This is a genomic window from Deltaproteobacteria bacterium CG11_big_fil_rev_8_21_14_0_20_49_13, from assembly GCA_002796305.1.
Classification (GTDB): Bacteria; UBA10199; UBA10199.
The window spans coordinates 1-20,676 of record PCWZ01000007.1 but is presented as its reverse complement, the minus strand read 5'-3'; the positions used below and the strand labels follow the sequence as shown (position 1 = coordinate 20,676).

At 49.8% G+C, this 20,676-nt stretch carries 20 protein-coding genes and 1 riboswitch; of the genes, 11 read left to right on the top strand and 9 right to left on the bottom strand.

Translation table 11 applies throughout. The annotated features are described in order from the left end of the window. The first annotated feature begins 12 nt into the window (after window positions 1-12). The gene (locus tag COV46_00400; GenBank protein PIR18369.1) at window positions 13-549 is read left to right on the top strand and encodes a hypothetical protein; all 537 of its coding nucleotides are present in this window, start codon (window positions 13-15) and stop codon (window positions 547-549) included. 100 nt (window positions 550-649) lie between these two features. Here the strand turns inward: COV46_00400 and COV46_00395 are convergent, their stop codons facing one another. Continuing rightward, window positions 650-883, bottom strand: coding sequence for a hypothetical protein (locus COV46_00395; protein PIR18368.1), 234 nt, complete (start codon window positions 881-883; stop codon window positions 650-652). Window positions 884-908: 25 nt separating this feature from the next. Here COV46_00395 and COV46_00390 point away from each other — a divergent pair, with 25 nt between their 5' ends. Together COV46_00390 and COV46_00385 are read left to right on the top strand one after the other, a co-directional pair. After that, window positions 909-1,199, top strand: coding sequence for a hypothetical protein (locus tag COV46_00390; GenBank protein PIR18367.1), 291 nt, complete (start codon window positions 909-911; stop codon window positions 1,197-1,199). A gap of 78 nt (window positions 1,200-1,277) precedes the next feature. Beyond that, complete coding sequence (locus tag COV46_00385) at window positions 1,278-1,547, top strand: hypothetical protein (protein ID PIR18366.1); 270 nt, start codon at window positions 1,278-1,280, stop codon at window positions 1,545-1,547. Here the strand turns inward: COV46_00385 and COV46_00380 are convergent. From COV46_00380 to arsB, 8 genes are all read right to left on the bottom strand, one after another. Continuing rightward, window positions 1,544-2,470, bottom strand: a complete 927-nt coding sequence (locus COV46_00380) for a GTPase Era (GenBank protein ID PIR18365.1) — start codon at window positions 2,468-2,470, stop codon at window positions 1,544-1,546. The genes COV46_00385 and COV46_00380 overlap by 4 nt on opposite strands. A 220-nt stretch (window positions 2,471-2,690) precedes the next feature. Further along, window positions 2,691-3,038, bottom strand: a complete 348-nt coding sequence (locus tag COV46_00375; protein PIR18364.1) for a hypothetical protein — start codon at window positions 3,036-3,038, stop codon at window positions 2,691-2,693. Then, window positions 3,028-3,825, bottom strand: coding sequence for a ribonuclease III (gene rnc, locus COV46_00370; protein ID PIR18363.1), 798 nt, complete (start codon window positions 3,823-3,825; stop codon window positions 3,028-3,030). Before rnc ends, COV46_00375 begins: the two co-directional genes overlap by 11 nt. A gap of 51 nt (window positions 3,826-3,876) precedes the next feature. Beyond that, window positions 3,877-5,262, bottom strand: a complete 1,386-nt coding sequence (locus COV46_00365) for a tRNA (N(6)-L-threonylcarbamoyladenosine(37)-C(2))-methylthiotransferase MtaB (protein ID PIR18362.1) — start codon at window positions 5,260-5,262, stop codon at window positions 3,877-3,879. A gap of 50 nt (window positions 5,263-5,312) precedes the next feature. Then, window positions 5,313-6,527: a tRNA 2-thiouridine(34) synthase MnmA gene (locus COV46_00360; protein PIR18361.1), complete on the bottom strand. Its 1,215-nt coding sequence runs from the start codon at window positions 6,525-6,527 to the stop codon at window positions 5,313-5,315. Window positions 6,528-6,596: 69 nt separating this feature from the next. After that, complete coding sequence (cysE, locus tag COV46_00355) at window positions 6,597-7,241, bottom strand: serine O-acetyltransferase (protein ID PIR18360.1); 645 nt, start codon at window positions 7,239-7,241, stop codon at window positions 6,597-6,599. Window positions 7,242-7,423: 182 nt separating this feature from the next. Then, the gene (locus tag COV46_00350; GenBank protein ID PIR18359.1) at window positions 7,424-7,813 is read right to left on the bottom strand and encodes an arsenate reductase; all 390 of its coding nucleotides are present in this window, start codon (window positions 7,811-7,813) and stop codon (window positions 7,424-7,426) included. Continuing rightward, window positions 7,810-8,862, bottom strand: a complete 1,053-nt coding sequence (arsB, locus tag COV46_00345) for an arsenical-resistance protein (GenBank protein PIR18371.1) — start codon at window positions 8,860-8,862, stop codon at window positions 7,810-7,812. The genes COV46_00350 and arsB overlap by 4 nt, the downstream gene beginning before the upstream one ends. Before the next feature lie 109 nt (window positions 8,863-8,971). Then, window positions 8,972-9,272, top strand: a riboswitch (cobalamin riboswitch). A gap of 425 nt (window positions 9,273-9,697) precedes the next feature. On the opposite strand from arsB, the gene COV46_00340 reads away from it, so the two are divergent. The 8 genes from COV46_00340 to COV46_00305 form a co-directional block, all read left to right on the top strand. Next, window positions 9,698-11,356 (top strand): hypothetical protein, encoded by a 1,659-nt coding sequence (locus COV46_00340; GenBank protein ID PIR18370.1) that lies wholly within the window; start codon window positions 9,698-9,700, stop codon window positions 11,354-11,356. Then, a complete protein-coding gene (locus tag COV46_00335; protein ID PIR18358.1) occupies window positions 11,347-13,560 on the top strand; it encodes a hypothetical protein in 2,214 nt (737 codons plus the stop codon). The genes COV46_00340 and COV46_00335 overlap by 10 nt, the downstream gene beginning before the upstream one ends. Before the next feature lie 81 nt (window positions 13,561-13,641). Beyond that, entirely contained in the window at window positions 13,642-14,526 is an 885-nt protein-coding gene (locus COV46_00330; protein PIR18357.1) for a hypothetical protein, read from the top strand. A gap of 95 nt (window positions 14,527-14,621) precedes the next feature. Continuing rightward, window positions 14,622-15,608 (top strand): iron ABC transporter, encoded by a 987-nt coding sequence (locus COV46_00325; protein ID PIR18356.1) that lies wholly within the window; start codon window positions 14,622-14,624, stop codon window positions 15,606-15,608. A gap of 274 nt (window positions 15,609-15,882) precedes the next feature. Then, the gene (locus tag COV46_00320; GenBank protein ID PIR18355.1) at window positions 15,883-16,665 is read left to right on the top strand and encodes an ABC transporter; all 783 of its coding nucleotides are present in this window, start codon (window positions 15,883-15,885) and stop codon (window positions 16,663-16,665) included. 7 nt (window positions 16,666-16,672) lie between these two features. Continuing rightward, window positions 16,673-17,347, top strand: a complete 675-nt coding sequence (locus COV46_00315; protein ID PIR18354.1) for a hypothetical protein — start codon at window positions 16,673-16,675, stop codon at window positions 17,345-17,347. A 116-nt stretch (window positions 17,348-17,463) separates the two neighbouring features. Further along, complete coding sequence (locus tag COV46_00310; protein PIR18353.1) at window positions 17,464-20,358, top strand: valine--tRNA ligase; 2,895 nt, start codon at window positions 17,464-17,466, stop codon at window positions 20,356-20,358. Beyond that, on the top strand, window positions 20,355-20,676 hold a 322-nt coding region (locus tag COV46_00305), incomplete at its 3' end, for a nicotinate-nucleotide diphosphorylase (carboxylating) (protein PIR18352.1). The genes COV46_00310 and COV46_00305, both read left to right, overlap by 4 nt.

The window sequence follows — 20,676 nt, the reverse complement described above, 5'->3', positions numbered from 1 at the left end:
TTTCAAAAAGCCATGAAATCGGCCGAAATAACGGACCTCAAAGACCTGAAAGACAGCGAAAAGTTCATGAAGTTCCAGAGCGAGTATCAGGCGCTAGGCGGTAATGTAAAGGACGGGGCCGACGCGCTCGAGAGCTGGTCTAAAGCAAGGACGGCGGCTGCAAATGCCGATGTTGCCGAGCTCCAGACCACGAAGTTCTGGATGGATTTCGGAATGAACGCCTTTAAGGGTATCGCCGAACTTACAACGAATATCCTTCAATATAAGCTCGCCCAGCAAAAAATGGATAATGATGGGAGACTTATCACCCTTAAAGAACAGATCGCCGAGTTTTCGAACACACTGCAGACAAAATTAATGGACAAGGAGTACGCCTTTAAAGACGCGGTACTCAAGAACCAGAAAGAGATAGCCGAGCTTTCGACCGGAGCCGACATCCAGAAGGCCCGCATTGCGGCCGATGTTAGAAAGGCGGGCGACCGCAACCGCAGCATGGCCCAGATATTCGCCCGCAGGAACTACGGCTACGGCCAGCCGAGGTATGCTTAAAATATAACCCGCCGCTCATCCTGCCTGCCTGCCCGCCGCGTAGTATTGGCGGGAGCTTGTCGAAGGATGAACGGACTAAAGGAGAATAAATCATGGCATTTCAAATACCGGCAGTTGCGGCAACAACGGCAACAACTGCAAGTTCTGCGGCAACGGCATCTGCGGCGGCATCAACAGCATCCAAACCTATTCCAGTCACTACCGCACCACCTCCACCGCCAACTCCTCCCCCTGTGGTAGCCAACGCGCCGACTACGCCTGTTAACACACCGACGGCGGCCCCGGTAGAGCCGGCTCTTCCGGTAGAAACAGCACCCCCGGAAGTGGCTGGCAATGGACTCGAAGGCTCTCAAGCGACAATGAAGGATCTCCAGACGGCCCAATATGTAATATCCAAGGTCGGCGAGGCCGGAGGCGCGGTAATAAGGGGCCTTTCGTACAAGACAGAGCGGGACGGTGACGCCTCGATAGCAAGGCAGTTCGAGCTGCGGGAAGAGGCACAGGACATTAAATATGGCGCTCAGGAAAGTGCCTATCTATATCAGCTTGCCGGCGTAAAGAATGCAACCGCTATAGCAAGTGTAAACGCCATGACGTCGTCAACAGGCCCAAGGGGAAACTACAACCGCGGCAACCCCGTCAAAGTATAAAAAAGGGTCGGACCCCTAGAGGGGGGTATCCTTTTATAACAGTTTTTATACGAGTCGTATAGTGAAAGGCCCTCTAAAATGGAACAGCTATTCACATTAGATCTTATCGACTGGAACGCGTTCACCAACAACGCGCAGGAGATATTCCGCCTTACGCAAGATGACAAGGATGCGCGTCATCCCGAGCGGCAGCGAAGGATGTCGAACGCAAGAACGCGTTCGGGGGATCCTTCGGCCCTTCGGCCTCAGGATGACAGGACCTTTCAAAAAGTAGCCGCCAGAAGCTGGCTCGAGGCCCGCCCGTCAGAAAAAATGCGTGAAGAGTATCCAAGGGGGATGATAGTTTAGAACATCTCTTTCAATATCCTTTCGTCCTTTGTCCAGTCCTTCACGACCTTAACAAAGAGCTCCAGGAACACCTTGGTGCCGGTGAGCCTTTCTATCTTTTCGCGGGCGAGGGTCCCTATTCTCTTTATCATCGCCCCTTTGGCGCCTATCACTATCCCCTTTTGCGAATCCTTCTCTACGATGATGGATGCGCTGATGCGAATGACGCCCGTTCGTGGTGAGCCTTTCGAACCATGCGCTGGTTCATCCTTCGACAAGCTCAGGATGAGCGGATTTTCCGGTTCTTTGAACTGCTCTACCTCCACCGCCATGGAATATGGGAGCTCCTGCTTCAATAACTGCATCGCCTCGCCGCGGATGATCTCCTCGGCCAAAAATCTCATCGGGTGCTTGGTGAATTCGTCCCTAGGATAGAAAGGCTCCCCTTCCGGCAGGAACTCCATCACCTTCTTCAAGAGATCTTCCACCCACTGGCCGTTCTTGGCCGAGATCGCTATCGTCGGCGTCTCTTTGAAGGCGTTCCAGTACCTTTCCACCAGCTTTCCGTAGGGCTCGTCCAGAACGGTATCTATTTTATTGATGACTATGATGGTTTTCGCGTTACATTTTTTAAAGAGCTCTTTGTCGATGGAATCGATCGACTTTTTTGGCTCGACCACAAGGATTATGACATCGGCCTCCGAAAGGGCGTCGCCTATCCTATCTATCATCATCTTGTTGAGCGCCTTCTTAGACTCGTGAAAGCCGGGCGTGTCCAAAAAGACTGCCTGCGCGTCGGGAAGATTAAGTATCCCTACTATGTTCTGTCTTGTAGTTTGCGGCTTTGGGGTGACAACGGCCAGCTCTTCGCCGATGAGCTTGTTGATAAGGGTCGATTTGCCCACGTTCGGCTGTCCTATTATCGCAACGAATCCTGATTTCATAGGCAGAAGGGGTCAGAAGTCTGATGTCGGAAGTCGGAATGAGACAGAGACTGTCAATCAAACGTCTTCCAATTATCGTGCAATTGATATAAGGGCACCTCTAAAAACCCATTGTTATGTCATTGCGAGGAGCGTCCAGCGACGAAGCAATCTCCATAAATCAAGTGTTTATGGGGGATTGCCGCGCCCCTTCGGGGCTCGCAATGACAGAGTGAGTAGTTTATAGAGGTGCCCATAACTTACCACCAATCACTTCTAACCTTTCCATTAGTTCTTTATGTTGTTCTCCAGAAATGTAATTACAATCATGCGCAAAATCGAGCCAGGTCTTTGTCTCTTGAATAGAACCGCAAGAATCGACAAGAAACTTTTTAAAGACATTTTCATGCTTTCTCTTGCCCCACCATTCCGAAATGTTTGCGCATATACTTCTGGAAGAGCGCGTTATCTGCGAAATAAGTGAAAACTTTTCTTCTGTTGGAAATGTCTTAGCAAGATTAAATATGTCCATGGCCAGCTTATAGGACAAATTATAAATATCCAGATCTTTAAAGGTCTTAATTGGCATCTTCTTTTTTTCCGACTTCCGATTTCTGACCTCTGACCTCTGACCTCTCTGCCTCTCCGACTTCCGACCTCCGAATTCCGACCTCTAGGCGCGTAAGCGCCTCTCTGGCCGCGTCCTGTTCGGCGCCCTTTTTGCTGGCGCCACGGCCCGTGCTTATAAGATCGCCGGCGATAAAGAGGTTGACCTCGAAGGTCTTGCTGTGGTCGGGACCAGATTCGCGCGCCGTGCGGTAGCGCGGAATGGTGTGAAACTTGCCCTGAACCGTCTCCTGAAGCCGGGTCTTGTAATCGTTCACAAAACCCGCCCCCCCCACCTCCTTCACTATCTTTTCAAAGTTCCTCTTTATCACCTTGACCGCCTTTTCAAATCCGCGGTCCAGAAAGATGGCGCCAAGCACCGCTTCGTAGGCGTCGGAAAGTAGCGAAGGTTTGTCCCTCCCGCCGGTCTGGGCCTCTCCTTTCCCAAGATAAAGATAATCGCCCAGGCGGATCTCGCGGGCGAGATTTGCAAGGCATTCTTCGTTAACGATGCCGGCTCGAAGCTTTGAAAGGTCCCCTTCGGCGTGTTCGGGAAAGCTCTTAAAAAGTATATCGCTTATTGCAAGCTCTAGAACGGCGTCGCCCAGATATTCGTAGCGCTCGTTTTGATCTGTGTAAGGGTACTTGTTCTCGTTCGCGTAGGACTTGTGCATGAGCGCGCGCTTTAAATGTTCGCGCTTCTTGAAAGAGATGCCCAGGTGCCTTTCGAACTCCTTTAGTTTCTTCTTGTCGTCGCCCTCGATCTTCATTTGCGCCCCTTTATTCGGGGTCAGGCTTGACTTCTTGACTTTAGCCTAAAGTCAAGAAGTCAAGCCTGACCCCAATATGTGATTTCCGGTAACATGATCACCGTTCACACCTTCGATCTCAACAGTGACAATCTTCGCCATCAGCCTGTCGTCCCCTTCGAACAGAACGGGTATATAATTCTCCGAGACCCCTTTTAAAAGCCCCGTTCTTCTGTCACGCTTCATCTCTACCACAACCCGCACAGTTTTTCCTATAAAACTTTTATAAAAGTCAAACCGCTTCTTTTCGGAGATTTTGCGTAATATATCGGCGCGTTCGGCCTTCACAGGGTCTGGGACGGTTTCTTTTAAATTGGCGGCCGCGGTGAGCTTGCGCCTTGAGTAGGGAAAGACGTGCAGATAGGTGAGAGGAAGCGAAGATACGAAGTTCTTTGTGCGCTCAAAATGGTCGTCTGTCTCGCCGGGAAATCCTACGATTACGTCGGCGCCGATGGCCGGAGATGAAGCCAGAGGTCGGAGGTCGGAGGTCGGAAAGATCTGACTTCTGATATCTGACCTCTGACTTCCTCTTATCGCGATCCCTTCGATCAGTTTTCTATAATCCTCCGTAGTGTATTTACGGCCCATCGCGCGGAGGATCTCATCGTCGCCGCTCTGAAGAGGAATGTGAAAGTGCGGACAGACGTGATCCATTATGGCGTCATCCCATTCGTCTGGGTCTATTGATGAGAGGCGGATTCGAAAGTGTGTGTCATTATGAGTACTGTCGCTGGTCATCCTGAGCGATAGCGAAGGATCTTGGGGGATTCTTCGCCCTTCGGGCTCAGAATGACATAAGCCACGAAGAAGCTCCACAAGAGTTGTTTTTGGTTCAAGGTCGGCTCCGTATCCTCCGACATGGATCCCGGTAAGGACCACCTCTTTGAAACCAGCATCCCTTAGCTCACTGACCCTAGACACCACCTCTTCAGGGGGCACGCTCCTGCTCCTGCCGCGCGCATAAGGGACTATGCAATAGGCGCAGAAATTGTTGCAGCCGTCCTGGATCTTCAATTGTGGCCGGCTTTTCTTTGCCCGCTCATGGTGAGCCTGTCGAACCATGAGAGTCTCGTCCTTCGACAGGCTCAGGACGAGCGGCAGCGTTCCGACCACCTCATCCGCCTCCGGCATCTTCTGAAGCTCATCCGCCGACACATTTGCGTAACATCCGGTAACAATCACTTTTGCCATGGGATAGAGCTTTTTAAGTTTGCGGATTTCTCCGCGGCACTCTTTGTCGGCCTTGGCGGTCACCGTGCAGGTGTTAACGATACAGACATCCGGCCTTTCACCCTTTTTGACGAGCGAGAATCCCTTTGAAATATAGGCCGCCGCTATACTCTCCGAATCGGCCTGATTGACCTTGCAGCCTAAAGTTGTAATAAGAACTTTCCCCATTTTATCTGTACATTTGGGGTCAGGCTTGACTTCTTGACTTTAGGCTAAAGTCAAGAAGTCAAGCCTGACCCCAAAATCCATCCCCCGCCCAATACCTCATCGCCGGCATAAAACACTGCCGCCTGGCCCGGGGTCACGGCCCTTTGGGGCTTATCGAAGACCACTTTGGCCCTGCCGCCTTCCATTATTTCGACCCTTGCAGGAGCGCCTTCGTGGCGATAGCGGATCTTTACCATTAAGCGGGGGATTGCTTCGACTAACGCCTCGCAATGACACCCGCTGGTCCAAGTGACATCCTCAACTGTCATCTCGCTTTTCATCAGGTCTTCGTTATCTCCTAGAACGACCCTGTTATTCGTTACATCTATTCCAACGACATATTTTCTCTTGCCGAAACCAAAACCAAAGCCCAAGCCCCGGCGCTGACCTATTGTGTAGGCATGCGTTCCTTCATGCCTGCCGAGCACTTTCCCCTTGAGGTCGACAAAATCCCCGGCGGGTCTTGCAAGTTCCGGATAATGGTCGTGAATGAAACCCGAGTAATCGTTATCGGGAATGAAACATATCTCCTGACTTTCGCGTTTTTCGGCGGTCTTAAGCCCCGCCTCTTTGGAGATCCTGCGGACATCCTCTTTTTTCAAGGCGCCCAGAGGGAATATGGTCCTCGCGAGCTCATCTTGTATAAGGGTAAAGAGAAAATACGACTGGTCCTTGGCATGGTCAATGCCTTTGAACAGCTTAAAGCGCATGTCATTGCGAGCGTCAGCGAAGCAATCCCCCGAATCTGACTGTATGCTCGGGATTGCCACGCCCCCTTCGGGGGCTCGCAATGACACGCTGGTAATTCTCGCGTAATGGCCCGTCGCCAGAATGTTGCACGAAAAAAGCTTGGCGCACTCTTCACGCAAGAATTTAAACTTTAAGAACTCGTTGCACTTGATGCACGGATTCGGGGTGCGCCCTTTTGAATATTCCTTCACAAAATATTCGACCACATATTTGCGGAACGCCCCCCTCATATCCACAACATGATGAGGAATGCCAAGCTGGGCGCAGACCCTCATGGCATCAACTGAATCGGCGGTGGAGCAGCATGTCTGGCGCTTGGCCGCCTTAAAGCAGTCCCACAGCTTCATGGTGACGCCTATGACATCGTAACCTTCGTTCTTCAGGATATATGCCGCGGCCGAAGAATCAACCCCGCCGCTCATTGCACAGATCACCCTTGAGCTCCGGGATATATTCAAGTTTGTGGGTAGACTCATAAAGTCGGCTAATGACGGTCCGAAATCGGATGTCAGAGATCGGAGGTCAGATTTTTCTGATCTCTGATCTCAGACTTCCGACTTCATCTTTTCCTCTAATCTTTTCAACCTTTCATTCAATCCGTTAATCGCCTCTGTGAAAGGATCGGGCAGCGTCCCGTGTTCGAGCGCAGCATGGGGAATGTTCTCGTCGCGCCTGTGAACCACCTTCCCCGGAATGCCGATAACGGTCGAATGTGGCGGGACATCGTGAATGACCACAGAACCTGAACCCACCTTGGAATCCTGGCCGATAATAATTGGCCCCAGCACAACGGCATGGGCGCCTATCACCACATTGTTCTCAAGGGTCGGGTGGCGTTTGCCCTTGCTCCAGCTCGTTCCGCCGAGCACAGCGCCCTGATAAAGGGTCACATCGTCGCCTATCTCGGTGGTCTCGCCTATAACAACGCCCATCCCGTGATCTATGAAAAATCTCCTGCCAATAGTAGCGCCTGGATGTATCTCGATGCCTGTCCACCAGCGCGAAACTTGGGCCAGAAAACGGGCAAGGGTCTTCAAATGACAGCGCCAGAGCGCGTTGTTAAAACGATGGGCAATGAGGGCATGAACTCCGCTATAGCACAAGATGACCTCAAACCAGTTGCGCGCCGCCGGATCGCGGTCGTAGATAGACTTGAGATCCTCCGCTAAATTCTTAAAAAAGCTTATCATGGCACGCGGTTCTATCAGAAGGAGCGCGGTTTAATCAACCAAGAATTAAATTAAAGAGATAACCGGTGATGATTATTCCGGTCCCCACAATACCGACAAAAATGAGAATAAGCCTTGTTTTCATTATGGGTGACCCTGCGCCAAGACCGAGCAGATCACGGGTAACGAGGTCGGCAAACAATTTAAAGGGTGAGATCATTTTCTATTTTGCTCTTTATCTCGTCGCGGGCTACGCGATATGCTGCAACATCCTTTCCGTGAGGGTCGTTGATGGGCCAATGGATGTGCCTGACGTTCTTTGGATATAAAGGGCAGTTCTTTTCGGCGTTCTCACAGAGAGTTACAACAACGTCCGGCTCGACATCTCCAAGATCGTCCATGGTCTTTGAGAACTGTTTCGAGACATCTATCCCTATCTCCGACATTACCTCTACCGTCTTTGGATTCATCCCGTCGGCCCTTATCCCTGCGCTGTATATCTTGCAATCCCCAGGAAGAATAGCCCTGGCAAGGCCTTCCGCCATCTGGGAACGGCAGGAGTTTCCGGTGCATAAAAAAAGTATGGTCTTCATACAGCCACCTCCCCGTAATATCTTCGCTTTAAAAAGAGGGCAACGTTCACAAGAGATATCAGGACCGGCACTTCGACCAGAGGCCCTATAACTGCGGCAAATGCGGCTCCCGAATTTATACCGAACACAGCAACGGCCACGGCTATGGCAAGTTCGAAGTTGTTGCTGGCGGCGGTAAATGAAAGAGTGGCGCTCTTTGGATAGTTGGCTCCCGCCTTCTTTGACATATAGAACGACACCAGAAACATGAAGACAAAATATATAAGAAGGGGAACCGCTATCTTTACGACATCGAACGGAAGCCTCACTATATATTCGCCCTTTAGCGAAAACATGACAACTATAGTGAACAAAAGGGCTATTATGGTAACGGGGCTTATGTGCGGAATGAACTTTTGCTCGTACCATTCGGCACCCTTTAGAGCCTTAAGCGAGAATCTGCCGACTATGCCGGCTATGAAAGGTATCCCTAGATAGATAAAGACGCTCTTTGCTATCTGGCCGATGGTCACCTGAACGACGACACCCGAAAGACCGAACCATGTGGGGACTATCGTTATGAAGATGTAGGCATAGACCGAATAGAAAAGGACCTGAAAGATGGAATTGAACGCAACGAGCCCTGCGCAATATTCCCTGTCGCCGCCTGCAAGATCGTTCCATACGATGACCATGGCGATGCAGCGCGCAAGCCCTATCATGATGAGCCCCACCATATATTCGGGCTGATCGCGCAGAAAGATAAGCGCCAGCGTCGTCATTAATATGGGCCCTATGACCCAGTTCTGCACCAAAGAGAGCGCCAGGATCTTATAGTCCCGAAAGACGTCGTGAAGTTCTTCATACTTAACCTTGGCCAGCGGCGGATACATCATTAAAATAAGGCCTATGGCTATCGGAACGTTGGTCGTCCCCACCTGAAAGCTGTTCACGATATCCTTAACGCCCGGATAGAGATAACCCGCAAAGACGCCCACCGCCATGGCAAGGAATATCCATAAAGTAAGGTAACGATCTAAAAATGAAAGCCTTTTTAAGACGCCGTCCATATGCTTGGACATTGTTACATCAACGCCTGCTTGTAAACAAAAAAGTCACAACAAACAAAAAATTCGGGATTGACTTAAATGTGCCCCGCTGTTACTAGGCTAACCGACAATTTAATATGCCCGGTGCGTGGAGGGAATACGGTGAGTGATTGTCACTCGTCCTGAGCCTGTCGAAGGATGAGCGAGCTTAACAATTCCGTAACGGTCCCGCCACTGTGATAACTCGCCATTTGCCCGCTTTAGTCACTGTTCTTTATGAACGGGAAGGCAAGAGCAAATGGCTCCTGGTTTGCCGAGTTTTATAAGTTGCCAAGTTGACCAAGTTCTCAACTCGGTCAACTTGCTTCACTTGGTCAGCTCAGTAAACTAGAGTTAAAGTCAGGAAACCTTACGCATCGGTTCCATATATCAGAGGCCCCACGGGGAGATGGGGAATACGATGCGTATTTGTTTATTATACACACATTCCAGGACCGGGATGCATGAAGCAGGATGCATGAAGCATGATAATTCTTTCCTGCCTCTTGCCTCTTGCTTCCTGCTTCTCCTCTTTGTCCTCATGCTTCCATCTTCCGCCTTCGCTGCCGACCTTGGCGAGATATCAGTCACTTCCGACGCAGAGCATGAATCGCAGAAATCTCCGTCCAATTTCACAACAGTCATAAGACCCACAAAATACGAAACGCAAAGTAAAACCGTGGCCGAAATTATTTCTGAAAGCGTCGGCGTCGATTCTAAAGACCTGGGGGGGCCGGGCCAATACTCCACCGTCACAATCCGCGGTTCTTCGGCCGAACAGGTGACGGTTTTGATAGACGGCGTAAAAATAAATACCATGGATGGAAGCGGAGTTGATTTTTCTTCGATTCCTGTAAGCGCTATAGAAAAAATAGAAGTCGTTCGAGGAGGTGGAACGACCGTTTTCGGCCCGGACGCAATAGGCGGAGTAATAAATATCATCACCAAAAAAGCGAAAGCGGGAAAGTCCGTAGAGATAAACGAAACTTTCGGCTCTTTTACAACGTTTAAATCGAGCGAGTCGCTGTTCTTAAGGCGAAAAGCGTGGGGCCTTGGAATTTCGCACACCCATTCGCAAAGCAAAGGGGATTTTACATTCAAGAGCGCGGGAACCAACATGGCAGGCGTAAATATAGGAGGTGGAAAAACGTTCACGCGCATTCATAATGGATTCATATCCGAGGACTTGCTGACAAAATTTGATATCACTAAAATTCAAAATCTGCAAATTTCCATATTGAACGATTTCTTCTTCACCAAGCGCGACGTGCCCGGCATGGAAGAAGAAACCACCGTTCTTTACCCAGCAAATCCGCTGGAAGCCAAAGAGACCATATTTAAAAATATTTCAAACGCCTTTGCAAGGCTATCAAATATTCTCGATAACCACCTTTCGTTAGAACTCGGAATATCCAACAATTTAAGCACCGACCATTTTAATGATCCGTCCCCGGCCGTCGGTCCTGCTATCGATAGGGAAAGTTTTGGCGATTCCATAAATCCGTATCTTCTAATTGAACCGTCTTTTTCACACAAGGCGCTCACCCAGCTTCTTACGCTTAGATATGATTTTGAAGTCGACCTGTTTCATGACGGCTCAAAAATACCAAATACGCAGTTGATCGGCCATAAATTACGATATTACAATGGAGTTTTTTTTCAAAACGAGCTGCTGTTTGAAAACGGCCGCTTTTCCATAATTCCAGGCATCAGATACGAAAAGGCCTCGGATTTTTCGGACGACGTAGGGATGAAAATAGGAGTTGCCGCAAAACCAGCGTCCTTCCTTACTTTCAAAGGAAATATCGAAAGGTCTTTTAGATATCCGAATTTTAGCGAGCTTTATTTCCCAGATCAGGGATATATGAGAGGGAATAAAGATTTGAGCAAAGAAGATGCCATAAATTACGATGTCGGCTTCATCATAAGCCATAAAATAGCCGAGCTCGAATTTTCGTATTTTAGAAACGATATTAAGAACCAGATAGTCTGGGTGCCAATAAGCGCAACGACCATTCAGCCTATTAACACTTACGATGTGAACGCATACGGCATTGAAGCAGGGGCATACTTAAATCCGATAAAATTTATAACTATCGAAGGAAATTACACATGGCTGTCGGCTCATTTTGCCAGCAATAATTTTCAATTGCCCGGAAGGCCTTCACATAAAGCAAATTTACATTTAGAAGCGCATGGCGACTTTAAAAAGAATTTTTTCGGAGGAAGTGTTTTTGGCGATATGCAATACGTGTCTGCTTTACCGGTAAACGCCCAAAATACAGTCTTCATAGCCGAAAGGGTATCTATTAATCTTGGAGCCACGGCAAAACTTTTGCCGAAGGATGGCCGATTCGGCGCCTTTACGCTGACTTTCGCGTCAAAAGATATAACAAACGCTCAAATATACGATGCCCGCGGATTTCCCCTGCCGCGCAGGTCGTTTTTTATAACGCTTGGGGCAAAATGGAGTTGAACCTTATGAAAAAATTATTCGCGTGCTTATCCCTTATCCTTCTCTCATGCGGCGAAGGAGGGCTTTATACAAGGCAACCTTCGGAAATGCCGAACGAAAGCGCGGACGAACATAAGCTCCAGCAAAAATGCACAGAGATTAATCCCTGCAACGTGGATATCACGCGCAACGCGTTTATATTCGGAAGCGATTTCCCCGCCGACGTAATCATTCCCGACATTGAAGGAATGCGCGACACGGCATTTGTGGTTACGGTTTCAAATCCAACAGGAGTCTTGGCGATAGATTTAACCACAAACCCGTTATCCATATCAAAAAAATTTAACGGGCTCATAAGTCCAAGCGGCACAGGCTATCCATCCAGCTTATTTATAATGTCTCCATCGCGCGCGTTTCTTTTGACATCGACGCACGTTATCGACTTTAATCCCACAAACGGAATAGCAAATAAATCGTTACCGCTTTCTTACACAATAGCGTTTTCAGATCCGCTTCCGCTATCCGATTCTTCATCAACCGTGACAAGCCTTGTTCCTTCCTATCCTTCAAGGATTGCCACAATGGATTCAAAATTATATATCACTACATCAAATTATATAAACCCATTATCTCCCGCCGTAGCTGCCCCCGGAACCGTGCTGGTATTTGATGTGTTTGAATCCGACCCGTTCTTAAAAAGCCGGACATATATCGTTACAACGGACTACAATCCAAGCGGAATAACGCCCATCCAAAACGGCGCGCTTGCGGTCACAAATTCCGGAATCAGCGATTTAAGCGGATCGATTGCCGTTCCCAAGACCAAAGCCAGCATCGACATTATAGACGCAGCCACAAACACAATCATCAGCAATATTCCCATGGGAATAGTAGGACTTTCGTTTGACGAAATGGCCGTGGCAAAAGACGGCTCCAAAGCTTTTATTGGAAGCATATCTTACGGAGAAATTTATGAAATAAACCTTAGAAATTTTACAGCCGTTCACGATCACAATTCTCCTATCACCGTAACCGGCAACAATCTTGGCAGCGACTACCTTCCGTCGCAAGCTTTGAATTTTGACGATAGCTATCTTTTCGTTTCAAGTTTCGAACAAAGTGCCGTGTATCCAATAAAAATAGATGGCGAAGAAGCAACTTCTCTTCCAAAAGAATTTACCGTGTGGCCGTTTGTTATCGGCTATCCTTCCCAAGTTTCGGCTGAAAATCCTACCGGAACAAACACGGGAGCTGGGCCAATTGCCGTAAGGCCCGGACGTCCTGGAGAAGATTTCACAGGCGCAGATATTTTTGTCGCTACGGGATATCCCGGGACGCTTGTTGCGATAAACACGAACTATAAAGGCGAGACAAAACTGGCAACCCCTGAAAATCCGGCTCCGACGGAAAATATAGATGAGCCGGCAAGCCCTCCTATAGCTACAGATGTTCCGGAAGATACATCTGAAGATAATGACAAGCTGTATACAGAGCTGACAGTATTTCCAAAGCTAAAAATCGATCCCAAAATTTTTCTGCCCAAGCTTTGCACAGGTTATGCTTCGGCAATTATAGATGTTAAAATATCTCTTGGCGGCGGACGAGGCTTTTTTTCTCTCCCCGATGTCGTCTTAGGGCCTCCCGAACCGCCGGATGGCGATTATGGAGAGGCGGGAGCGGCGGCTTCGATAAACGGCGTCCTTTCTTTGGGACCCGGTGGAAGCATTATTTTGGACACCAAAGAGTGCAAAATAATCGATGGAGAAGGTCCCGATTTTATCGTATTCGAAAACGCTTTCTTTATCGCCACTCCGCAAATTCCAATCTCTTCGCTAGTAGCAACAGCCATAACCGACCCGGAAAAAGTCAGCGTTTTTTCTGAACCGGCAACGGTTAGCGTTAGCGAAGACGGCGTTAATTATTATACATTCCCCTGCGATCCCGAAAAGGCGTCAATCGGCAGTTTCTATGATAAATTGCAATCAAACTGTGCCGGCGTCACGCCTACTTTGGCTGAAAAAGACCCTTTAATTGCAGGCCTTGAAGACGGCGCCGGCGGAGACGCGTTCGATCTTAGCTCAGTGGGATTAAAACAGGCGCGTTATATAAAAATTGTATCCGATGGGACGTTTCAAGTAACGCCGGATCCGGATAACCCGGGCACAGGCCCCGCCGGATTTGATATTGACGCCATATCGATAATTAATGGTAAGATGGGGAAATAAATCTAGCTGTAAGTTTTAAGCTTACAACTTACGGCTTACAACTTACAGTTCTGTGGTCACGAGTTACGATTTTACGAAAATATGAACTATAAAATATTATATATCGCCATGGTTATTTTCTATTCTATCGGCATCTCTCATGCCGCAGAAATAGGCGAAAAAGTGGCGCAACCTAAACGCATCATCTCTCTCAAACCTAACATCACCGAGATACTCTTTGCGCTTGGGGTAGGAGATAAGGTTGTCGGCGTAACAACATGGTGCGACTATCCTGCGGAGGCAAAGAAACTCCCCAAGGTCGCCGACTACATAAGCATAAATTCCGAAAAGGTGATCGCGCTGGAACCGGACCTCGTTATCGGCTCCAAGGAAAACAGCCTGAAAGGCGAGTTCGGTGTCCTTAAGAACGCTCACATCGATACTCTTTTGCTCTCGTTCCGAACGATAGACGAAATGTACGATTCGATAGAAAAGATGGCGGAGGCGGTCGGAAAAAAAGAAGCGGGGAAAAACCTGGTTACAGACATGAGAGCTGTCATCGCGAGCGTAGCGAAGCGATCTCCCGAATCAACACAGGGGACTGCCACGCCCCCTTCCGTGGCTCGCAATGACAGCAACTTACGCACTTACGCACTTACGCACTTACGCACTCTTTTGATCCTCGTCGGCCACCGGCCGCTCGTCGCCGCTGGAGATAACACCTTCTTCGGCGGAATAATAAAGGCGATAGGCGCGGCCAACATCGTAGAAGGAAACACCCCCTACCCTACTATCAACACAGAATTTATCCTGGCAAAGGGACCTGATATAATAATAGACCTCGGCATGGGGAGCGAAGAGACCCTGGACCTGCCCGAAATTATAAAGAAAAAAGTGGTGCGTCTTGACATGTCCGACTTCAGGGCGGGCCCAAGATTGGGAAATGCGATAGAAAAACTTGCTTTGTCATTGCGAGTCACGAAGTGACGAAGCAATCTCCATAACTCACACGTGAGATTGCCGCGCCCCTTCGCCATGTACCATATGATACATGGCTTCGAGGCTCGCAATGACAGAATATCATGAATCATCTAACGCTAAAAAAGTGGCTCATAACTAATCTATTTCTGGTTGCCGCGCTGGCGCTCACCGTTCTGGCCGCGCTTAATATCGGCTTTGAGAAGATATCGGTCTTTTCAACGAACCTTACAGAGACGCAGACGGCCATACTCCTGTATTCGCGTCTTCCAAGGATATTGCTCGGAGCCCTTGTGGGCCTTGCACTTGGCAGCGGTGGCACCGCATTTCAGGCGCTTTTGAGAAATCCGCTTGCCGATCCCTACATCTTGGGGGTTTCGGGCGGCGCGGCACTTGGCGCCGTTATCGCCTACGCGTTCAAGCTCCCCTTTGTGGCCGTTGCCATGACCGCCTTTGCGTCATCTTTTCTGACGATGCTCTTCATATACTGGACCTGCAAATTTCACGGAAAGCTTTCTTCGCATACCCTTCTTCTTACCGGCGTGATATTCAACGCGTTCGCGTTCGCTTTCATAATGCTCATCCATTCCCTTGTGACAATGGAGCAGGCGCACGAGATACTCTTTATGCTGATAGGGAATCTGGAGATAGAGAGCTACCAGATGATCGCTGTTGTAGCTCTGGCTGTGGCGTTTGGATTCATCGCATTGTGCCTGATGTCATCGCGGCTCAATCTTATATCGCTGGGTGACGAGGCCGCCGAAAGTCTGGGCATTAATATCGACGCCACGAGAAAATATGTCTTCTTTGCGGCCTCTTTGATGATAGGCGCCGTTGTATCCGTCAGCGGGCTCATAGGGTTCGTCGGACTCTTCATACCGCACATGGTGAGACTTCTTTTCGGCAGCGACCACAGGCTGGTACTCCCCGCAAGCGGATTTGCCGGGGCGATCTTTCTCGTCTGGTCCGACACGTTCGCGCGAACGATACTTATGCGCGGAGAATTCCAGACCCAGCTGCCGGTGGGAGTGATAACGGCCCTCATCGGGGGGCCCATGTTCGTATATTTATTGAAGAGGCAGATGAGATGACAGCTTCAAGCTGTCATGTCATCCTGAGCCCATAGGGCGAAGGATCTCCCGAACACAATTGAATGAACGGGATTTTTCGCGGAGTTTACCCTGAGCTTTGTCGAAGGGCTTAGAATGACATACGGACGCCTCTAAAAACCTGCTTGTTCTGTCATTGCGAGCCCCGAAGGGGCGCGGCAATCTCTAAGCAAACACTTGATTTATGGAGATTGCTTCGGTCACTATGCTCCCTCGCAATGACACGCCAATGGGTTTTTAGAGGTGCCCATACATTATGATATCATCTGAAAACATCACCTTTGCATATGGAAAAAATCCGATATTGCAAGGCCTTTCATTTCGTGTCCGCGAGGGAGAATGGCGCGGTCTCCTTGGCCCCAACGGCAGCGGCAAGACCACTCTCATTAAATGTCTCTCAAGGCTTTTACGCCCCCAAACGGGCGAGATCGCTCTTAACGACAGGCCTCTGCAAAAATTTGAGCAGGGAGAACTTGCAAGGATCGTCGCCGTCGTCCCGCAGGATTCGAACATCCTGTTCCCCTTCACCGCGTTCGAGATCGTACTCATGGGAAGGAGCCCCCACAAGAGCGCGTTCGGTTTTGAGAATGCGCACGATGTGGCGATAGCCAAGGATGTAATGGAATCTACCGGCACATGGGAGTTCAAGGACCGGCTTATCCAGGAGCTCTCGGGCGGCGAACGCCAGCGGGTCATTATAGCGAGGGCTCTCGCTCAGGAACCAAAAGTTCTTTTGATGGACGAACCCACATCATTTCTGGATATCAAACATCAGCAGGAGATACTTTCTATAATAAAGATGCTTAATAAGGATAAAGGGCTGACCGTGATATCTGCCATGCATGATATCAATGTGGCGCTTGCCTACTGCGAGAACATAATGTTCCTTAAAAAAGGGTCGCTTGTTAAGGCAGGCCCGGCCGGCGAGGTCGTTACCTACGCCAATTTAAAAGATGTGTTCGAGACCGAGGTCTATGTGGGGATAAACGATCTGAGCGGAAGGCCGTTTTACCTGCCGGGTGAAGGGGTTGGGGGATAGGGGCTAAATGAATAGAAATTTTTTAATAGCGATCTTGATATCCGTCGCCATCCACATTGTAGCCATCTCCTTCTCGATCTATTGTAATAGACCGGGTGATGAGCCTTTTGGCGACGGAATATTGAGTGTGGAGCTGGTCGGAAACGGGGGAGACGAAGGGATCGACAAAGACCCCCAAAACACCCCAAATGCCACAAAAAGGGTCGGACCCCTAGAGGGGGGGATGGAAATAAAAGCGGCTAAAAGTGCAAAAACAACGCATTATAAAGACGTCGCAGAAGGCTTTAGTTCAAAAATGGCTCCCTCCAGTGCGCACTCAACCGGCTCTCTTGGGACAGATGGAACAAAGGACACCGACACACTCACCGGCCCCGCCACGGCAGTGGGAAAACCGGGGCTTGGTGCCGGGACAATGTCGGGGAACCCGATTCTTTCAAGGATAAGGAACAAGATTGAACGCTCCAAATACTACCCCCTTGAAGCCAGAAAGAAAAAGATAATGGGCAGAAGCGTAGTATCGTTCAAGATAAAAGAGGACGGAAAGGTGGAAGAGGCGGCGCTCAAGGAATCTTCAGGAGTGGAACTTCTGGACAACGCGGCGCTGGAAACACTTAAAAGGGCGGAACCCCTCCCCTTCTACAAAGAACCTCTGACCATAGCCATAAAGTTCGAGGTGCAATAAGGAACTTAGGCATAACATCACCCCCGGAGTTCCTTATAGTCCCTTGCCATACCCAAATCAACCCGTAAAAATAACATTTGCAACGGTGGGCCTCTTTACCTAATATGCGCCACAATATGGAAAACGTTGAACTTGCCAAGGCTTACGAACCCAAAGGGGTCGAGGATAAATGGTACGCGCAGTGGATCGAAAAGGGTTACTTTACCCCGGACCCGCTCTCCAAGAAACCGTCATACACCATAGTCATTCCGCCACCCAACGTCACCGGCGTACTCACCATGGGGCACGTTCTAAACAATACGCTTCAGGATATCCTGGTCCGCCGCAAAAAAATGCAGGGATTCGAGACTCTCTGGCTTCCCGGCACCGACCACGCAGGCATCGCAACACAAACGGTAGTTGAACGTACCCTAAAAAAAGAGGGAAAGATAAAGCACCGCGACGACCTTGGCCGGGAAGAGTTCCTGAAAAAGACATGGGAATGGAAGGACAAACACGGCGGTATCATCATAAAACAGCTAAAGAAGCTCGGCTGTTCCTGCGACTGGTCCCGCGAGGTCTTCACGATGGACGGCCTCGATCCGCGCCATCCATCCCCGCGCATTAATTACTCCGCCTGCGTTCAAAAAGTGTTCGTAGAACTTTACAAGAAGGGGCTTATCTATCGCGGTAAAAAAATGGTAAACTGGTGCCCGGTTTCCCGAACCGCCCTTTCCGACGAAGAAGTGGTAATGAAGGAGGAGAGCGGTCATCTTTGGTATTTTAAGTATCCGATGGTTGCGTGTCATCCTGAGGGAGTGAAACGACCGAAGGATCTCCCGAACATGGCGCATGGGATCCTTCGCTCCGCTCAGGATGACAAACTCGGTTATATAGTGGTCGCGACCACAAGACCGGAGACGATGCTTGGCGACGAGGCGATAGCCGTTAATCCGAAAGATAAACGTTATAAGGGGCTCATAGGCAAAAAGGTGCTGCTGCCGCTCCAAAATAGACCCATTCCTATCATCGCCGACGACGCGGTCGAACTCGGTTTTGGCACCGGGGCCGTTAAAGTAACGCCGGCCCACGACCTTGTCGACCATGAGATAGGAGTAAGGCATAAGCTCCCCGTTACACAGGTGATAGGTTCCGACGGCAGAATGACCGCGGCCGCAGGCGAAAAGTTCGAAGGGATGGACAGGTTCGAGTGCAGAAAAGCGGTAGTTGTGGACATGCAGGAACTTGGACTCTTAGAAAAGACCGAGAACTATAAACACAACGTCGGCTACAGCCAGAGGGCGGACGTTCCTATCGAACCGATGCTCTCCGAGCAGTGGTTCCTGAAATACCCTTCCGTAAAAGAGGCCCTTAAGGCGGTGACATCGGGCAAGGTGAAGTTCTGGCCTTCGCGCTGGACAAAGGTCTACAGCCACTGGCTGAAGGGTATCCGCGACTGGTGCATATCAAGACAGCTCTGGTGGGGGCATAGGATACCGGCGTGGTACTGCGTAAAAGACGAAGCAGGAGGCAGGAAGCAGGAGGCCGGATGTAAACCTATCGTTTCGATAGAGCGCCCGACCAGGTGCCCTAAATGCGGCGCCACAGAATTTGCGCAGGACTCCGACGTGCTCGACACATGGTTCTCAAGCTGGCTCTGGCCGTTCGCCACAATGGGCTGGCCGAATAAGACTGACCTGCTTAAAAAGTTCTACCCCACGACCGATCTTGTGACGGGTCCCGACATCATCTTCTTCTGGGTCGCCCGCATGATAATGGCCGGCTACGAATTTACGGGGGAACGTCCCTTTGATAACGTCTACTTCACCGGCATCATCCGCGACTCTCAAGGGAGAAAGATGAGCAAATCCCTTGGAAATTCTCCGGACCCGTTGGACCTGATAGAAAAATACGGCGCCGACGGCCTTCGATTTGGCCTCATGCTCGTAGCGCCCAAGGGGCAGGACATCCTCTTCAGCGAAGATCGCATAGACGTGGGCCGCAACTTCATGAACAAGCTCTGGAACGCCTCACGTTTCATTATGATGAACATGGCTGATACATGTCATCCCTGCGAAAACAAGGATCTAGAGCTCCCAAACGAGGTCCCCGCTTTCGCGGGGACGACAGAATTGTCCCTTGCAGATAAATGGATACTCAATAAACTTCAGCATACGATAAAAGAGGTCAACAAGGCGCTAGACCATTACCAGTTTGACGCCGCCTCGCGCGCCATCTATCAGTTCGTGTGGGGGGAATTTTGCGACTGGTATCTGGAGCTGGTTAAGGGAAAGTTAACAGTGAACAGTGAACAGTTAACAGAAGAGCGGAAAGCGGCGCAGGCAACATTGCTGCATGTTCTGGATCATATTTTGCGCCTGCTGCATCCCTACGCCCCGTTCATAACGGAAGAAATATGGCAGAAGCTCCCGCGTCATTGCGAGCCCGCAAGGGCGAAGCAATCCCCCGCAGGAGATTGCTTCGTCGCTGACGTTCCTCGCAATGACACTATCATGCTTGCCGAGTTCCCCACTCCACCAAAAAAGATCGAATTTGAAAAAGAGGCCAAAGAACTTCAAATCGTCATGGACGTCATCGGGGCCATAAGAAATATCAGGGGCGAACACAACGTGAACCCCGGCAAGCAGATAGAGATATCCTTGCGTGTCCACGACAAGGCGGTTCAAAAGAACATAGAAAAGGACAAGAAATATATAATGGACCTCGCACGGATCGCCTCCATCAATTTCCTGACCGCACATGAAACTCCCAAACAGTGCGCAACGGCCGTTGCGGGAAAAGTGGACATATTCATCCCCCTGGCCGGAATGATAGACCTTGGCGCCGAGAAGACGCGCCTTGCAAAAGAAATAGCAAGGATCGAAAATTACATTAAGATGACCGGGGGAAAGCTCTCAAACAAAAACTTTGTTGAACGGGCGCCAAAAGAGGTGGTCGCAAAAGAACGCGAGCGCCTGGGCCAGTCAAAGGCCGAGCTCGAAAAGTTAAGAAAGGCGCTGGACGAACTATGATACGGATAGACAGACTGATAAAGGACGCCATTAAAGAGGATATCGGAAGAGGAGATATCACGAGCATCGCCGTCATTCCCAAGTGGCAGACATCGAAGGCCTTGATGACCGCAAAGGAAGAGATGGTGGTTGCGGGACTTCACGTTGCGGTATTTGTGTTCAAGACGGTCGATAAAAAGATAGAGATCAGAATAAAGGTAAAAGACGGAGAGAAGGTAAAAAAGGGGACCGTTCTGATGGAAGTAAGCGGCTCCACAAGAAGCCTGCTCACCGCCGAACGAACTGCCCTAAATTTCATACAGAGGCTCTCCGGGATCG